At 28.3% G+C, this 16,165-nt stretch carries 15 protein-coding genes; 1 reads left to right on the forward strand and 14 read right to left on the reverse strand.

Annotated elements, in window-relative coordinates:
- Nucleotides 1-37 precede the first annotated feature (37 nt).
- The 14 genes from ACTHUW_RS10905 to yycF all read right to left on the reverse strand — a co-directional run bounded on the left by ACTHUW_RS10905 (nucleotide 38) and on the right by yycF (nucleotide 14,733).
- The gene (locus tag ACTHUW_RS10905) at nucleotides 38-220 is read right to left on the reverse strand and encodes a hypothetical protein (protein ID WP_442213287.1); all 183 of its coding nucleotides are present in this window, start codon (nucleotides 218-220) and stop codon (nucleotides 38-40) included.
- 69 nt (nucleotides 221-289) lie between these two features.
- Nucleotides 290-1,465, reverse strand: a complete 1,176-nt coding sequence (locus ACTHUW_RS10910; protein ID WP_442197429.1) for a M20 metallopeptidase family protein — start codon at nucleotides 1,463-1,465, stop codon at nucleotides 290-292.
- Nucleotides 1,458-2,390, reverse strand: coding sequence for a S66 peptidase family protein (locus ACTHUW_RS10915; protein WP_442197428.1), 933 nt, complete (start codon nucleotides 2,388-2,390; stop codon nucleotides 1,458-1,460). The genes ACTHUW_RS10910 and ACTHUW_RS10915 overlap by 8 nt, the downstream gene beginning before the upstream one ends.
- Nucleotides 2,391-2,455: 65 nt before the next feature.
- On the reverse strand, nucleotides 2,456-2,989 hold the full coding sequence (locus tag ACTHUW_RS10920) for a spore maturation protein (RefSeq protein WP_442197427.1): 534 nt from the start codon (nucleotides 2,987-2,989) through the stop codon (nucleotides 2,456-2,458).
- 13 nt (nucleotides 2,990-3,002) lie between these two features.
- Complete coding sequence (locus ACTHUW_RS10925; protein WP_442197426.1) at nucleotides 3,003-3,629, reverse strand: nucleoside recognition domain-containing protein; 627 nt, start codon at nucleotides 3,627-3,629, stop codon at nucleotides 3,003-3,005.
- A gap of 14 nt (nucleotides 3,630-3,643) precedes the next feature.
- Nucleotides 3,644-4,948, reverse strand: a complete 1,305-nt coding sequence (gene lysA / locus ACTHUW_RS10930) for a diaminopimelate decarboxylase (RefSeq protein WP_442197425.1) — start codon at nucleotides 4,946-4,948, stop codon at nucleotides 3,644-3,646.
- An 18-nt stretch (nucleotides 4,949-4,966) separates the two neighbouring features.
- Entirely contained in the window at nucleotides 4,967-6,418 is a 1,452-nt protein-coding gene (locus ACTHUW_RS10935; protein ID WP_442197424.1) for a UDP-N-acetylmuramoyl-L-alanyl-D-glutamate--2,6-diaminopimelate ligase, read from the reverse strand.
- Nucleotides 6,419-6,570: 152 nt separating this feature from the next.
- Nucleotides 6,571-7,830, reverse strand: coding sequence for a UDP-N-acetylglucosamine 1-carboxyvinyltransferase (locus tag ACTHUW_RS10940; protein ID WP_442197423.1), 1,260 nt, complete (start codon nucleotides 7,828-7,830; stop codon nucleotides 6,571-6,573).
- A gap of 154 nt (nucleotides 7,831-7,984) precedes the next feature.
- Nucleotides 7,985-9,205, reverse strand: a complete 1,221-nt coding sequence (gene pepT / locus ACTHUW_RS10945) for a peptidase T (RefSeq protein ID WP_442197422.1) — start codon at nucleotides 9,203-9,205, stop codon at nucleotides 7,985-7,987.
- 90 nt (nucleotides 9,206-9,295) lie between these two features.
- Nucleotides 9,296-10,150, reverse strand: a complete 855-nt coding sequence (locus ACTHUW_RS10950; RefSeq protein ID WP_442199012.1) for a hypothetical protein — start codon at nucleotides 10,148-10,150, stop codon at nucleotides 9,296-9,298.
- Nucleotides 10,151-10,178: 28 nt separating this feature from the next.
- Nucleotides 10,179-11,642 carry a hypothetical protein gene (locus ACTHUW_RS10955; protein WP_442210503.1) on the reverse strand — a complete coding sequence of 488 codons (1,464 nt, stop codon included), beginning with the start codon at nucleotides 11,640-11,642 and terminating at the stop codon, nucleotides 10,179-10,181.
- A gap of 16 nt (nucleotides 11,643-11,658) precedes the next feature.
- Entirely contained in the window at nucleotides 11,659-12,138 is a 480-nt protein-coding gene (locus tag ACTHUW_RS10960) for a hypothetical protein (protein ID WP_442197419.1), read from the reverse strand.
- Between the two features lie 97 nt (nucleotides 12,139-12,235).
- Nucleotides 12,236-14,032 carry an ATP-binding protein gene (locus ACTHUW_RS10965; protein WP_442199014.1) on the reverse strand — a complete coding sequence of 599 codons (1,797 nt, stop codon included), beginning with the start codon at nucleotides 14,030-14,032 and terminating at the stop codon, nucleotides 12,236-12,238.
- 8 nt (nucleotides 14,033-14,040) lie between these two features.
- Nucleotides 14,041-14,733, reverse strand: coding sequence for a response regulator YycF (gene yycF / locus ACTHUW_RS10970; RefSeq protein WP_442213289.1), 693 nt, complete (start codon nucleotides 14,731-14,733; stop codon nucleotides 14,041-14,043).
- Between the two features lie 123 nt (nucleotides 14,734-14,856).
- On the opposite strand from yycF, the gene ACTHUW_RS10975 reads away from it, so the two are divergent.
- Nucleotides 14,857-16,152, forward strand: a complete 1,296-nt coding sequence (locus ACTHUW_RS10975; protein WP_442199016.1) for a S8 family peptidase — start codon at nucleotides 14,857-14,859, stop codon at nucleotides 16,150-16,152.
- The last annotated feature ends 13 nt before the right edge of the window (nucleotides 16,153-16,165 follow it).

Raw genomic sequence — 16,165 nt, forward strand, 5'->3', positions numbered from 1 at the left:
TTTAATTATACACTATTATTAGTTTACGACAACTATCCTACCACATAGGGGTAACTAATATTCCATTTAATTTCTTAGGATCAACATCAATAGATTGAAGTCCTGCCTGTATTTTTTTGCCACTTAGGCCTGCATCTACTAGTATTCTTGTGTTATTTGTTTCTATATATTCGCAATTTCCACTGCTCCCACTAGCTATTGAACAAAATTTAAAACTCATTTATCTCACTCCGTCTTTACAATATTTATTTTATCTTAAGTATGTGATGAACTTGTGATGAATTTATTTTTATTTTAAAAATTCTAATACATTTATAACCTGAAGGGCTACTCCTATAGGAAGTGCTTCTTCATCTATATCAAATTTATCATGATGTCCATCATGAACAATACCTTTTTTTTCATTTCTACAACCTAGTCTAAAGAATACTCCATCTGTATTTTCTAAAAAATAAGCAAAATCTTCTACCCCAAGACTTGGTCTATCTATTATTATAACATTTTTTTCGCCCAATAGTTTATCAGCATTTTTCTTTACTAACTTTACCATGTCATTATCATTTATTAAAGCCATATATCCTTCTTCTCTTATGAATCTACCTTCTCCTTTTAATGTTTTTGGAATATCTTCTACTATATCTTTTATTTTTTCAAGAGCCATCTTTCTAGTATCAGGTGATAATGTTCTAAGAGTTCCTCTCATTTTAACAGAGTTAGCAATAATGTTATGAGCACTACCCCCATTTATTTGACCTATTGAAACTACTGCTGAATCAAGAGGGCTTACATTCCTACTTACTATAGTTTGAAGTGAATTTATTACCTGACTTGCTATAACTATACTATCTACTCCACTATGAGGGTATGCTCCATGGGTACTTTCTCCCCTTATTTCTATATTTAATGTATCTGATGATGCATTCATTTTATCATACTTTAAAGCTACTTTCCCTACAGGTATTTCAGGTGCCATATGTAGTCCAAATATAGCATCCACTTTTGGATCTTCCATCACACCTTCTTTTATCATTCTTTCTGCTCCACCTACAGTTTCTTCTGCTGGTTGAAATATTAGCTTTATATTTCCATTTAATTGATCTTTCATTTGAGCTAATATTTTTGAAGCTCCAAGAAGAATGCTCATGTGTGCATCATGTCCACATGCATGCATCTTACCATCTATTTTTGACTTATATTCAACTTCATTTTTTTCTATTATTGGAAGTGCATCCATATCTGCTCTTAGGGCTATTGTTTTACCTTTATTTTTTCCTCTTATGATTCCAACTACACCAGTATCAGCTACATTTCTTTTATATTCAATATTTAATGATTCTAATATTTCACATATTTTATCATGAGTATTGTATTCTTCTGTCCCAAGCTCTGGATTCATATGGAAATTTCTTCTTATATCTATTAAAAAATCTTTTATTTTTATAGCTTCCTTATATATATTATCCATCTATAACTACACTTTCTATTATTTTAATTTCATTCTTATCTGTATCAATTTCTACTAGAGCTCCCATTGGAAGCGTTATATTAGGAGTGCAATGGCCTGATTTTACATTTGATATTATAGGTATATTTAAAGGTAATAATAAATCTTCAAATACTTCCATAAGAGATGCATCACCTTCATCTTGTTTTTTACAATTATTAAAGTCTCCAAGAATTATACCTTTAAGCTCATCTAATTTTCCTGCGAGTTTTAATTGCATTAGCATCCTATCTATCTTAAATGTAAATTCTCCTATGTCTTCTATGAATAATATTTTATCTTTAGAATCTATTTCATAAGGGGTGCCAATTGTACCAGCTATAAGTGCTAAATTGCCCCCAGTTAATATTCCACATGCTTTTCCTTTAGATAATACTTTGATTTTCTCATCTTTAGGATTAACTAAATCTATTATTTCTCCCCCACTCATAAGTGTATTTTCAAAAGATTCAAATGAAAAATCATCTAATCCATCCTTCATATCACTAACTGTCATAGGCCCATGGAATGTTATTAAATTGGAATTATTATTTATTGCTATATGAAGTGCTGTTATATCACTGTAACCCATAAATATTTTTGGGTTTTTACTTATACTTTCATAATCTATTTTATCAAGTATCCTATGAACTCCATATCCACCTCTTATACAAAATATAGCATCTACTTCTTCATCTTCAAACATTTTATTTATTCCTTCTGCCCTTTTATCATCGCTGCCTGCATATGAATAATCTTTTAAGTAAATATTATCTGCTATTTTTATATTAAATCCTAATTTTTTTAAATATTTTATAGATTTATCAATATCTTCTCTATTTGCATGACTTGCTGGTGCAACTAGTCCTACTAGATCACCTTTTTGTAATTTTTTTGGCTTTATCATTTTATACACTCTCCTTTATATATGATTTTATTAGACAATAAAAAAGGACCTAAGTCCTATTTTATTTAAAACATTAAATTTGTCACTACTACTGCTGTTATTATTCCTACTGCATCTGCTATTAAACCTGCTGGAAGTGCATGTCTTGTTTTTCTAATTGATACTGCTCCAAAATATACTGCAAGTACGTAGAAGGTGGTTTCAGTTGAACCCATCATAATTGAAGCCATTCTACCTATTATTGAATCTGGTCCATGTGCTTCAAATAAACTATTCATAACCCCTGAAGCTCCACCACCTGAAAGTGGTCTCATAAGTGCCATAGGTAATACTTCTCCAGGCATACCTATAAGCTTTGTTACTGGACTTAGTCCCTTTGTAACTAATTCCATAGTACCTGAAGCTCTAAATATTCCTATTGCTACAAGCATTGCTACTAAATAAGGGATTATTTTAATTGCTGTAGAAAATCCTTCTTTTGCTCCTTCAGTAAATGATTCATATACTTTGACTTTTTTGAAAAAGCCAAATGTAGGTATAAAAAGTAATATAAATGGTATTGCATATTTTGATATTGTCTCCATTATTGTAATAAACATATATATCCCCCCATTATTTAGTATCTAATGCTTTTTTCTTTTTCATTGGATTTGTTGATGCAAATACTGGTAATTTCGATAGAGTTTTAACTGCAATAATAGCTGCAATTGTAGATGCTAAGGTAGCTATTATAACTGGACCTATGATTTCTGTAGGGTTAGCTGAGCCTGCTGCTGATCTATATGCTATTACTGTTGCTGGAATTAATGTAACACTTGATGTATTTATTGCTAAAAATGTACACATAGCATTTGATGCTGTCTCTTTATCTTCATTGATTTCATTTAATTCATTCATTGCCTTAAGACCTAAAGGTGTTGCAGCATTTCCAAGTCCTAATACATTTGCTGCCATATTCATTACCATTGCTCCCATTGCTGGATGATCTTCTGGTACTTCAGGGAATAATCTTACCATTATAGGGCGAAGTAATCTACCTAAAAGTTGTACAAGACCTGATTCCTCTGCTATCTTCATTATCCCAAGCCATAGAGCCATTATTCCTACTAGCCCTATTGACAGTTCTACTGCAAGTTCTGCATTGTCAATTGCAGCTTCTGTTACTGCTTCTATATTACCTGTAAAAGCAGCTACAACAACACCTATGACTATAAATAAAAACCAAATAATATTAATCATAATTTCAACACTCCTTAATAATTTTTAAATTCTTTTGGTACTCTTTCTCCTCTTAATAAATCCTCATAGCTTTGTCTTTCTACTATTATTTCAGATTCATCTTTATTTACTAGAACAACCGCAGCTCTTCTAGTTTTATTATAATTACTTGACATGGAAAAATTATATGCTCCAGTATTATATACTGCAAGTATATCTCCATTTGTAATTTTTGGTACTTGTAAATCCCTTATAAGTATATCTCCTGATTCACAACATTTTCCTGCAATAGTAACTTTGTATTTCTTCTCTTCATTCATTTTGTTTGCTATTTCACCATAATATTTTGCAGAATAAAGTGATGGTCTTGGATTATCTGTCATACCACCATCTACAGAAGCATATGTTCTAACTCCCTTAATATTTTTTATGTTTCCTATGGTATATAAGGTGGTCCCAGCATGACCTACTATCCATCTTCCTGGTTCAATCATAACTTGAGGCACTAATAGATTATATTCCTTTGATTTCTTATATATTCTATTCATAATATCATTGATGAAATATTCTAGATTTTTTTCTTTATCTTCTTTAATATAGGAAATTCCATATCCTCCACCTGTATTTAACTCTTGTATTTCAAATTCTAGCTCTTTTTTTAAATATTTTATAAGGTCAAATACAATATCTATTGCTTTTAAGTAAGTACTACTATCAAATAATTGTGAGCCCATGTGGAAATGAAAGCCTTTTAAATTTATGAATTTAGAATCTATAGATTGCTTTACTGCATTTAATATTATGTTTTTTTCAAGGGGAATCCCAAATTTAGAATCTTTTCTACCAGTATCAATATTTTCATGGGTAATACTTGTAATTCCTGGAGTTAGTCTAAATAAAATGCTTACTTCTCTTTGTAATTTGCTTGCTATTTTTTCTATCAAATCTAATTCATAAGTATTATCTACAACTATCCTATTTACATTATTTTCTATAGCAAATTCTAGTTCATCAAATGATTTGTTATTTCCATGAAATAATATTTTTTCAGGTGGGAAATCTGCCTTTAAAGCTGTATATAGCTCTCCACCTGATACAACATCTAGTCCTAGACCTTCTTTTTCTATTATCTTACACATAGCAAGAGTTAAAAAGGCTTTTGATGCATAAAATGCTCTAGTATTTTCAAACTTATTTAAAAACACCTCCCTTATCTCCCTACATCTATCTTCTATTTCTTCTTGATTTACTACATATAGAGGTGTCCCATATTCTTTTGCTAAATTTATAGCATCACATCCACCTATATATAAGTGGTTTTTAGATTTTTGTATGCTCATATACATCCCCTTTCTAAATTAATTTATTATTTCCTTTATGATTTCAACTTCATCAAAGTCATAAGTTTTTCCATCTATTATTTGATAGGTTTCATGGCCCTTACCTAAAAGCATTATAATATCATCAGATTTTGCTATTTGAATTGCCTTTTTTATAGCATCCCTTCTATCTGGAATTTTGAAATATTCACATGTGTGATTATCTATTCCTACCACTATGTCTTCTATTATATCTTCTGTTTTTTCACTTCTTGAGTTGTCACTAGTTACTAGACAAATATCAGAATACTTTGATGCAATTTTCCCCATCTGTGGTCTCTTATTCTTATCTCTATCTCCACCACAACCAAATACTGTAATTATTCTTGATTTTGCAAATTGTTTTACTGTATTTAATACATTTTCAAAGCCATCTGGGGAATGGGCAAAGTCAATTATAATATCAAAATCCTTATCTAATTCTACAAGTTCAAACCTACCCTTTACCCCTTTTAAACCTTCTAGTCCCTTTTTAATAAGATCCAAGGATATGTTCATATGAAGGGCACAAGCAGCTGCTGCTAGAGCATTGTATAAGTTAAACTTACCAGGTAAGGGAAGATTTATATTTATATTTCCTTTAGGAGTAATCATATTATACTTTATACCATTTACAGATTGTTCTATTTGACAAGCTCTTATATCTCCAGAATCAATTCCATATGTTAATAATTTTATATCCCTATCTTTTTCTAATTTTTTTATTAATGCCTTACCATACTTATCTTCATTATTTATAATATTCACATCACTAGTTTTATAAAATAATTTAGTTTTTTCATTCATATATTCCTCTAATGTATTATGAAAGTCAAGATGATCTTCAGATAAGTTTGTAAATATTCCTATATTAAAATCTATCATATCTACTCTATTTAGTGATATAGAATGAGAAGAAACTTCCATGATGCAATCATCTACATTTTCATCTCTCATTTGCTCGAAAAAGTTTTGAAGATGAAGGGATTCAGGTGTAGTATTGTTTGTTTTAATGTTTTTTTCATCTATTACTACTCCTAATGTACCTACAATTCCAGTTTTATGTTTAACTTCTTTTAAAATAGAATCTATTATATAGCTGATAGAAGTTTTTCCATTTGTTCCTGTTATACCTATCATATTTAAATCTTTTGTTGGATATTCATAAAAAGCACTAGATACTTCTGCAAGTGCAACCCTTGAATCAGCTACTTTTACTAGGGTTATTTCATCATCTACTTTTACATCTTTTTCTACTATTATAGTTCTAGCACCATTTTTTATAGCTGTATTTATAAAATCATGTCCATCTACTTTAAAGCCTGTTATTGCAACAAATATAAAATCTTCTTTTATATTTCTAGAATCAAAATCTATTCCCTTTATATCCTTATTTATCTCTCCTACTACTTTTTCATAACTTACATTACTTAAAATATAATTTAATATCATAATTATAACTCCATTCTATAATTTTATTATTTTAGATATTTTTAAATTATATTAATGTACATTAAATTATATTCAATATTATTATTATTAAATTAAGTTTTTTGCACAAAAAAAGCACTTGTATTTTTACAAGTGCTTTTTTTATTTATTTTTTATTCTGTTACCTTTCTTATATCAGCCCCTACACCTCTTAATTTTTCCACTATATTTTCATATCCTCTTTCTACATGCTTTATATCGTGAATTTCTGTTTGTCCATCTGACATTAAACCTGCTATAACACATGCTGCTCCTGCTCTTAAGTCTGTTGCTGTTATCTGAGTACTACTTAAGGGAGTATTTCCTCTTATAATAGCTGTTCTACCATCCACTTTTATATTAGCTCCCATTCTTTTTAATTCATCCACATATTTAAATCTTCCTTCAAATATGCTTTCTGTTACTATACTTGTTCCTTCAGCTTTTGTAAGTAATACTGACAATGGTTGCTGAAGATCTGTAGGAAATCCTGGGTAAGGTAGGGTTTTAATATTTATACTTTTTAAATCTTTCTTGCCCCTAACTCTTATTGAATCATCATATTCTATTATCTCTACACCTAATTCTTTGATCTTTGCAGTAATTGATTCAAGATGTTTTGGTATTACATTTTTTATAAGGACATCTCCTTCTGTAGCTGCAGCTGCAACAATATATGTTCCTGCTTCTATTTGATCTGGTATTACTGAATAAGTACAACCATGCATTCTTTCTACACCTTTTATCCTTATTACATCTGTACCTGCTCCACGCACATCTGCTCCCATTGCATTTAAAAAGTTGGCTACATCTACTATATGAGGTTCTTTTGCTGCATTTTCTATTACAGTTGTCCCTTCTGCCATTGCTCCTGCAAGCATAATATTTATAGTTGCTCCTACGCTAATTACATCCATATAAATATTATTCCCTACTAATTTTTCTGCCACGCAATGTATAATTCCATGTTCAATTTTAAATGAACTCCCTAAAGCTTCAAATCCTTTTATATGGAGGTCTATTGGGCGCGAACCAATATCACACCCACCAGGATATGCTACTTCTGCCTTCTTAAATCTTCCAAGTCCTGCACCTAGTAAATAATATGATGCACGAAGACTTTTTGCTATATCATATGAAGCCTTACATTCTTTTACCGTTGAAGTATCTATTTCTATAGTATGATTAATTTCATCTAATATTACTTGTGCACCTAATGCACTCATTATATCTTTTAATATATATACATCACTTATCATAGGTACATTTGTAATAATACATTTGTCATTTGCTAAAAGTGTTGCTGGTATCAATCCTAAAATAGCATTTTTAAATCCGCTTATATTTATTTCACCTACTAATTTTTTTCCACCTGTTATTATAAATTTATCCATAAAAGAAAACTGACTATTGTCAGTTATTCACCCCTCTCAATTATCTGATATAATTTTTAAATTATATACATCTTTATTATATACAATTTTCACATATATTTAAATAGCAAAATACAAAACAATAATAAAAAGCGAGCAAATTGCTCGCTTTTTATTATTTAGCATATAATTTTATGGTTTCTATTATTGTCTCTACTGATTTTTCCATATCTTCTACAACTATAGCTTCATACCTTCCATGAAAATTAAAGCCTCCTGTAAATATGTTTGGAGTAGGTAGCCCCATATATGAAAGTCTTGCACCATCAGTTCCACCTCTTATAGCCTTTATATTAGGTTCTATACCTATATTTTTCATAGCTTCTACTACAGAATCTACAATGCTAATAACTGGTTCAATTTTCTCTTTCATATTATAATAGGAATCTTTTATTTCAATTTGAACAGTATTTTCTCCATATTTAGCATTTAAGAAGTCACAAGCTTTATTCATAAGTTCTTTTTTCTTTTCAAATTTATTTTTATCATGATCTCTTATTATATAATTCATAGTAGTTTTTTCAATACTACCCTCAAATTTATCTAACATATAAAATCCTTCATACCCTTCAGTATATTCAGGTTTATCAAATTCAGGTAAGAGTGACTGAAATTCCATTCCAATAAGTACAGAGTTTTTCATAGTATTTTTAGCACTACCTGGATGAATATTTATACCACTTACATTTACCCTTGCACTAGCTGCATTGAAGTTTTCATATTCTATCTCACCTAAGAAGCTCCCATCTATAGTATATGCAAAGTCAGCACCAAATTTTTCTACATCAAATTTATCTGCTCCACTACCTATTTCTTCATCAGGAGTAAATCCTATTTTTATATCTCCATGTTTTATTTCAGGGTTATTTACAAGATATTCTATAACACTCATTATTTCAGCTATTCCAGCTTTATTATCTGCCCCCAAAAGTGTAGTTCCATCTGTTGTTATTAAAGTTTTTCCTTTGTAATTTTCTAGAAATGGAAACTCTGATACTTTCATCACTATATCTTTTTCTTTATTTAATACTATATCGCATCCATCATAATTTTCTACTATATTTGGCTTTATATCTTCACCTTTATAATCTGGACTAGTATCAACATGTGCTATAAGACCTATAGTTTTTGCATTTTTAACATTACCTTTTAGAGTTGCCATTACATAACAATTTTCATCTACATGTGCATCACTAAGTCCTAATTCTTTTAATTCTTCTACAAGTAATTTTGCTAAATCAAATTGTATATCTGTACTAGGTGTAGTATCAGAGTTTGGATCTGATTTAGTGTTTATCTTTACATATCTTAATAATTTTTCTTGTACTTTTTCCAATTATTACATCTCCTTTTATTTTAAATACTCTTACTTAACATATACCAAAAAAAGTATTTTTAAATCAAATAAAGCCCAATTATTTAGGCTTTATTCTTCATATAGATATTTTATTGTTCCATCAGTAAATTGTACTTTCCAGGCAGGCACAGCATCTCCTGCTTTAAGTTCAGAAAAATCAAATATATCTGCATCATTTGAATCAAAATAATAACATAATTCTATTTTGTCTATAGTTTTATCTCTAATACCTTCTACAGATAAAAGTTTCAACAAGGAATCAGTAGCAGGTCTTAGTTCTATATTGTTTTCTTTTTCTTCTATAACATTTAGCCATAATCTTTCAAAACTTATAACTTTTCCATTTTTTATTATAACTTTCATGTAAGATTTTTCTAAGATAGTATTTATATGCAATTTTGTATAGTTTAATTCAACTATATCATTATTTTTCTTTAATTTAGTCATTTTATGATCTGAATTTTCAAATCCTTTTTCCTTTAGAAAATCACTTGCTACTTTTTCAGGATCAAATTCCATAGGACTGTTGTTATTTCTAGTTTTATCTTCATATATTATTTTCTTACCCTTTAATATTTCAAATTTTTCCTTGTCATCTTCAAATATTATAGAGTCTTTTTCATTATCTATATTAGCTATTTGTAGTAAATCAGATGAGCTTAAAAATTCATTTGCAATATCTAACTTTTTGTTTATAGTATCATATTCTTCATATTCAACTTCTAAAAGCTCAATGTTTGGTGTCTTTTCAGGTATTTCAGTTTTAAAATCTACATTGATTTTTTCTAATCTCTCTATAACATCTTCTTTGCTAGTAATATAATCTTTAGCTCTGATATTTTTACTTGTCATTATAAGTAATAATGAAATATTGACTACTAAAAATGCAAATATCATTATTCTTTTAGCTTTAGACCAATCCATTTACATCAACTCCTGAAATTCTAATAACTTATTCTAAGGATTTAATATCAATTAAATCACCTGTGCTAGAATCAAAAATATATTTATTATTTTTGATATCTATAATCCAAACATCAATTAGAGGCGTCTTATAATAAGATGAAGATTTATCATAATAACCTAATGATATATCCTTTATGGAAGTTATTATATCTTGATATAATTGTGTTTGTACATTACTAGATATATTAGCATCTTCAAGCATAAAATCTTCCTTTATCCTTGAAATGTTTTTTTCAATAACTTCTTCTGGATTAATTCTTTTATCTCCATAATTATTATTTTCCTTTACTATAATATCCCTATAAAACCTCTTATAATTTATTACCTTATCACCATATACTTCAGCTACTAATGGATTTATTAATGTATTTTCTTCACTAGTTCTATTGTTTATATACACATTTTTACCTTCTATATTATAAGTCAATGTAAATCTATAGCCCTTATCTTTATTTTCAGATTCAATTTCTTCTATATTAGAAATATAAGCATTTTCTGGCAATCTATCTTTATTAGCTATAAAATCAGCTAGGGCATTTAAACTTCTATATATATCTCTTTCATTTTCTTTTTCATTTAAAGTGTTAGAATATTCGATTATTCCACTTGGATATACTAATAGACCTGTGTTTTGATTATACATATATATTATTACGCCACTATTATCTACAACTTTTCTAAGGTAAGATAAATCCTTATCAAAAAAACCTTGTGCAATCTTATCTATATTTTTATCATCTTCTATTGAGCCACTTATTTTAATATCATTTTCAACAATAATATCTTTTTTATCCTTTGGAAGTCTATATGGAATATATATATCTGCTTTTGTACCTAAACTCATATCAGAAGGCCAATAATTTATAAAATCTTTTGATTCTTTAATTTCTTCTAACATTTTTGATAATCTATTGTCCTTATATTCAATATTAGAAACCTTTACATACTTTTGCCCATCACTTAAAACTATAAAATTCTCATCTTCTAAATTCAAATGTATTGTTTTAACAGAATCCATAAGTTCGCGCTCAAGTGTTCCATCCATTGGCGCATTAAAGGTACCAGCAAATAATTCAATTGGTAGCTTATCTGCAAATTCTATGTTTATAGATTTTTTATTATTTAATCCATCAAACTCTTCTTTCTTTATTTCTGCTACAGTTTTATCTTGATATGAAAATATATCATCTAATATCTCTCTTGTATCTTCCCATATATCATATTCACTTCCTGGACTTAAAACGGTATGAGTTTTTTTAGAATAATTAACTAATATCCTTTGAGGGACAATCATTTTAGATGCTATTAAATCTCTTGAATTATATTTATTGCTTTTATCTATAGATTTAAATAAATTTATGTCTTCATTTAATAATGTTTGACTTACAAGAAATAGGCTTAATATAAAAAGAGACACTAATATAATTGTATTGAGTCTCGTTTTATTCATAAATAGCACCTTCTTTCTATTTCTTTTCTATAATTGATTTTAAAATTTTCTTATTATTATTAGCTTCTAATATATTTCTATTTTTAATATAACCTTTAGCTACATTTCTATTGGTTACATTTACTATTCTATCAAAAGTATATTTTTCTCCATTATTTTCTATAACTACAATTATCTCATTTTTTCCAAGAGGTAATTCTAATTCCAGGTTGAATCTTTCTAACTCACCAACCTTTAATTTAGTATCAAATGTTGGTTTTTTCAGTGATTTATCTATATTAGAAATATAATCATGATTATATAGGTATATATCAATATTACTTTCACTTTTTGCTTTTCCTGATAATAATATGGTATTTTCCGAAGTAACTACATCATTATCTGGCATAAGCAAATTATAATCTTTATTAATTTCCTTATTGCTAGCAGAAATTGGGCTATATATATTTATAACTATAAATATAATAATTAAAGATGATAATAATTTTGTCTTCATATAAAACCCTCCTAAATCTACAAAGTAATGCTTTTATTATATAAAAACTATATTACAGTGAGATTACCTAGGTTTTAAGAATAAATTACTTTTATTTTTAATCTATAGGTAAAGTTATAATTACTTTAGTTCCTTTTTCATATTCACTTTCTATATCTATTTTCCCCTCATGGGATTCTATTATTCTTTTAGCTATAGAAAGCCCAAGTCCTGTACCACCCAAATCACGTGATCTAGCCTTGTCTACCCTATAGAATCTTTCAAATATCCTATTTAAATCTTTTTTGGGAATACCCATACCATTATCTTCTATAATTATTTCATTAGTATTATTATTTGAATTTAAAGTTATATTTATAAATCCACCTTCAGATGTATATTTAAATGCATTACTTAATATGTTGATTATTACTTGTTCAATTGCATCTTTATCAGCATATATATCTTTTAAATCTTTTTTTATATACATATTAACCTTTTGATTCTTTTCATTTATTGTTATTTCAAGCTTCATAAGTATTTTATTTATCAAATTTTCTAAAGATATATATTCTTTTTCCCATTCTATTTGTTTATTATCAAAGTTTGATAATTGCAAAAGATCACTTACTATCCTTGTCATTCTGTCACATTCATCATTTACTACATTTAAAAAACTAATGCTTAGATCTTTGTCATCTATTGCTCCTTCTAAAATAGTTTCTGTATAACTTTTTATGGTTGTTATGGGAGTCTTTAATTCATGGGATACATTTGCAACAAACTCTCTTCTTAAATTATCTAAATTATATTGTTCTGTTATATCTTGAAATACTATTACTATTCCACTAAACTCTGATCCTTGATTTAAATATGGAGCAAATCTAGCCATATAAGTAGAATCCTTAGTTTCAATTATTTGTTTTCCCCTTAGTGATTCAGTATCAATTATATTTTTTAATGCTAAATACTTATTAATACCTATCATTATCTCATCATAATCTTTGCTTTCTATATCTTTATCTGTAATATTTAATATGTTTTTAGCTACAGAATTAGCATGAGAAATTTTGCCTGTAACATCTACAGCTATAACTCCATCAGCCATATAATCAAATATTGTTTCCATTTTAGATTTCTCTCTAAATATTTCAGATATGGTACTATCTAGTTTTTTAGTTAGAAGATTAAACATACCTGCAAGTTGTCCTATTTCATCATCAGATTTAACTTCTACGTATTGCTTGAAATCTCCTTCTGCCATTTTTTGAGCTTTTATTGTTACGTCTTTTATAGGTTCTGTTATACTATTTGCAATTAGAAAACCAAGAACTATAGTTATTGCAAGAGCCAAAAGTGTTGCTTCTGAAAATATGGTTTTAGTTTCAGCAATAGTTTGATTTATATGCTCTAAATCATATATTATATAAATTATTCCTTCTACTAGGCCCTGTTCTGTTTTAATGGGATATGCAAAGTATTTTAAAGACATACCTTCATTTGTAGTTAGTATTTCTTCACCTTTTGAAGCTTCAACTATGAGTTTTGGTGATATTTGTGGAATATTATATACATTTTCTCCTATGAGTCTTTCTTCTTGACCTATATTACTGGAGATTATTTCTGGTGCAATTTTCGTGTTATCAATAATATATACTCTATTGTCTGTAGAATATATTGGAGCTTTAGTAAGCAGCTCACTTTTCTCCTCTTCTTCTAATTCATTCCATTTTGCTTCTTTTATGGTAGGAGAAAAGTTAAGTATACTTTGAGCTTGGGCTCTTATTGAATTATCTGCTTCATTTAATTGATTCCTTTCAAATACAGTTACTACAAAAATTCCAGCTATAACCATTGCAATAAATACAAGTAAAAAATAAATTATTATGAATTTACTTTTAATGCTTCTAAACATTTATCTTTTTACCCCCTGAAGTAGTATCCTACTCCTCTTTTTGTTATTACATATCTTGGACTACTTGAATCATCTTCTACTTTTTCTCTAAGTCTTCTTATAGTTACATCTACAGTTCTGATATCTCCATAATATTCATATCCCCAAACTTCTTGAAGTAATTTTTCTCTTGAAAATACTTGTTCAGGTTTAGTTGCCATGAATTTCAACAATTCAAATTCTCTTAAAGTTAATTCTATTATCTTTTCACCTTTTTTAACTTCATACTTATTTAAATCTATTACAATATTTTCTGATCTTATTATATTTTTAGGCTCGTTTGATTCTTGATTTATCATTTCACCCCTTCTAATATTTGCTTTCACTCTAGCGCTTAGTTCTCTAATACTAAAAGGTTTTGTAATATAATCATCAGCACCCATTTCAAGTCCTAATATCTTATCTACTTCTTCTTCTTTTGCAGTAAGCATTATTACGGGCGTATTTTTTTCTTGTCTTATTTCTTTTAATACTTGAAATCCATCTTTTACAGGCAACATGATATCTAGCAATATAAGATCCGGATCCCAACTATATACTTTTTCTACTGCTTCTCCTCCATCATGAGCTAAATCAACTTCATAATTTTCTTTTTCTAAATTAAATTTAAGTATATCAGCGATTGGTTTTTCATCATCTACTACCAATATTTTTTTCGACATATTAATCCCCCTAATCTAACTTTTGTTTTAATATCATTATATCATAGTCATATATATATTCTAGAAAAATATAATAACCTTTTAATACCTTCTTGCATAAATTAACTATAGGAAGGTGATTTTATGAGGCGACAAAAAGCAGTTAAAATAGAAAAGATAGATTCTTTAGTTAATGCTAAGCTAAATTCTAAATCAAAAGAAGATATACCTATAATTATAAAATACAAAAAAAATAAAAAAGATAAAATATCTAGTATGTCTAAAAACATTAAACATAAACTCCCTATTGTAAATTCTATAGCATGCAATATGAGTTTAAATGACATAAGTATATTAAAAGATGACCCTGATGTAGACTATATATCATACGATAATAAGGTATATACACAATTAGATATAGCAAATAAAACTATAAAGACAAATATAGCCAATAAACATAATCTAACAGGAAAAGATATAACAATAGCTGTTATAGATACAGGGCTTGCTCCTCATTTAGATTTATTTAGACCTAATAGACGAGTTTTACATTTTAAGGATATTGTAAATAATAGAAGCAAACTTTATGATGATAATGGCCATGGTAGTCATGTAGCAGGTATTATTGCTGGTAATGGATATTCTTCAAAAGAGAAATATAAAGGTATAGCACCCTTATCTAATTTAGTTGTTATAAAGGCACTTGATAGTTCTGGAAGTGGGTCTACTTCTGATATTGTTTCAGCCATACAATGGGTCATAGATAATAAAGATATATATAATATTAAAATATTAAATTTATCACTCGGAACTCCTATAAGTAGCAATAATTCTTCTCCACTTAAAGATTCAGTTGATGAAGCTGTAAGAAAAGGTATTACTGTAGTTTGTGCTGCTGGAAATAGTGGTCCATCAAGGGGAAGCATATTGTGTCCTGGTAATTCTTCTTCTGTTATAACAGTAGGAGCTGTAGATGATAATAAAACATCTGAGATAAGTGATGATACTATTGCTAATTTTTCAAGTCGTGGTCCTACAAGGGAAGGACTTAGAAAACCTGATATCGTAGCACCTGGGGTTGATATAATGAGTATTTCAAATAGAAACCCTTCTGGATATTCTTCACTTAGTGGTACTTCTATGGCAACACCAATAATTACTGGTACTTGTGCATTATTATATGAAAAATATGGAGATTTAAATCCAAGAACAGTTAAAAATATGCTTATGAATAATTGTTCTAATATAGGTTTTTCTCAAAATGAACAGGGTGCTGGTATAATAGATTTAGAAAAATTATTAGATGGAGACTATAATAAAAATTACAGTGCAGCTTATTATGATAAAGATCATGAGGTGGATAATAAGAGCTATGGCTATAATTTTGATAAGCTTTTAATTATAGGACTATTGATATTACTTTTAATATGGGATATATAAAGGCGAACTATTT

Source organism: Senegalia sp. (in: firmicutes) (assembly GCF_052088025.1).
Lineage (GTDB): Bacteria > Bacillota > Clostridia > Tissierellales > SIT17 > Anaeromonas.

What these genes read in the sequence shown, in the direction of transcription:
- ACTHUW_RS10935 (WP_442197424.1), bottom strand. Translation starts at nt 6,418, where the DNA reads ATGATATTAAATTATATTTTAAGTAATGTAAGTTATGAAAAAGTAGTA.
- ACTHUW_RS10920 (WP_442197427.1), bottom strand. Translation starts at nt 2,989, where the DNA reads ATGTTTATTACAATAATGGAGACAATATCAAAATATGCAATACCATTT.
- ACTHUW_RS10910 (WP_442197429.1), bottom strand. Translation starts at nt 1,465, where the DNA reads ATGGATAATATATATAAGGAAGCTATAAAAATAAAAGATTTTTTAATA.
- yycF (WP_442213289.1), bottom strand. Translation starts at nt 14,733, where the DNA reads ATGTCGAAAAAAATATTGGTAGTAGATGATGAAAAACCAATCGCTGAT.
- ACTHUW_RS10915 (WP_442197428.1), bottom strand. Translation starts at nt 2,390, where the DNA reads ATGATAAAGCCAAAAAAATTACAAAAAGGTGATCTAGTAGGACTAGTT.
- ACTHUW_RS10925 (WP_442197426.1), bottom strand. Translation starts at nt 3,629, where the DNA reads ATGATTAATATTATTTGGTTTTTATTTATAGTCATAGGTGTTGTTGTA.
- ACTHUW_RS10965 (WP_442199014.1), bottom strand. Translation starts at nt 14,032, where the DNA reads ATGTTTAGAAGCATTAAAAGTAAATTCATAATAATTTATTTTTTACTT.
- ACTHUW_RS10975 (WP_442199016.1), top strand. Translation starts at nt 14,857, where the DNA reads ATGAGGCGACAAAAAGCAGTTAAAATAGAAAAGATAGATTCTTTAGTT.
- ACTHUW_RS10940 (WP_442197423.1), bottom strand. Translation starts at nt 7,830, where the DNA reads ATGGATAAATTTATAATAACAGGTGGAAAAAAATTAGTAGGTGAAATA.
- lysA (WP_442197425.1), bottom strand. Translation starts at nt 4,948, where the DNA reads ATGAGCATACAAAAATCTAAAAACCACTTATATATAGGTGGATGTGAT.
- ACTHUW_RS10960 (WP_442197419.1), bottom strand. Translation starts at nt 12,138, where the DNA reads ATGAAGACAAAATTATTATCATCTTTAATTATTATATTTATAGTTATA.
- ACTHUW_RS10905 (WP_442213287.1), bottom strand. Translation starts at nt 220, where the DNA reads ATGAGTTTTAAATTTTGTTCAATAGCTAGTGGGAGCAGTGGAAATTGC.
- ACTHUW_RS10950 (WP_442199012.1), bottom strand. Translation starts at nt 10,150, where the DNA reads ATGGATTGGTCTAAAGCTAAAAGAATAATGATATTTGCATTTTTAGTA.
- ACTHUW_RS10955 (WP_442210503.1), bottom strand. Translation starts at nt 11,642, where the DNA reads ATGAATAAAACGAGACTCAATACAATTATATTAGTGTCTCTTTTTATA.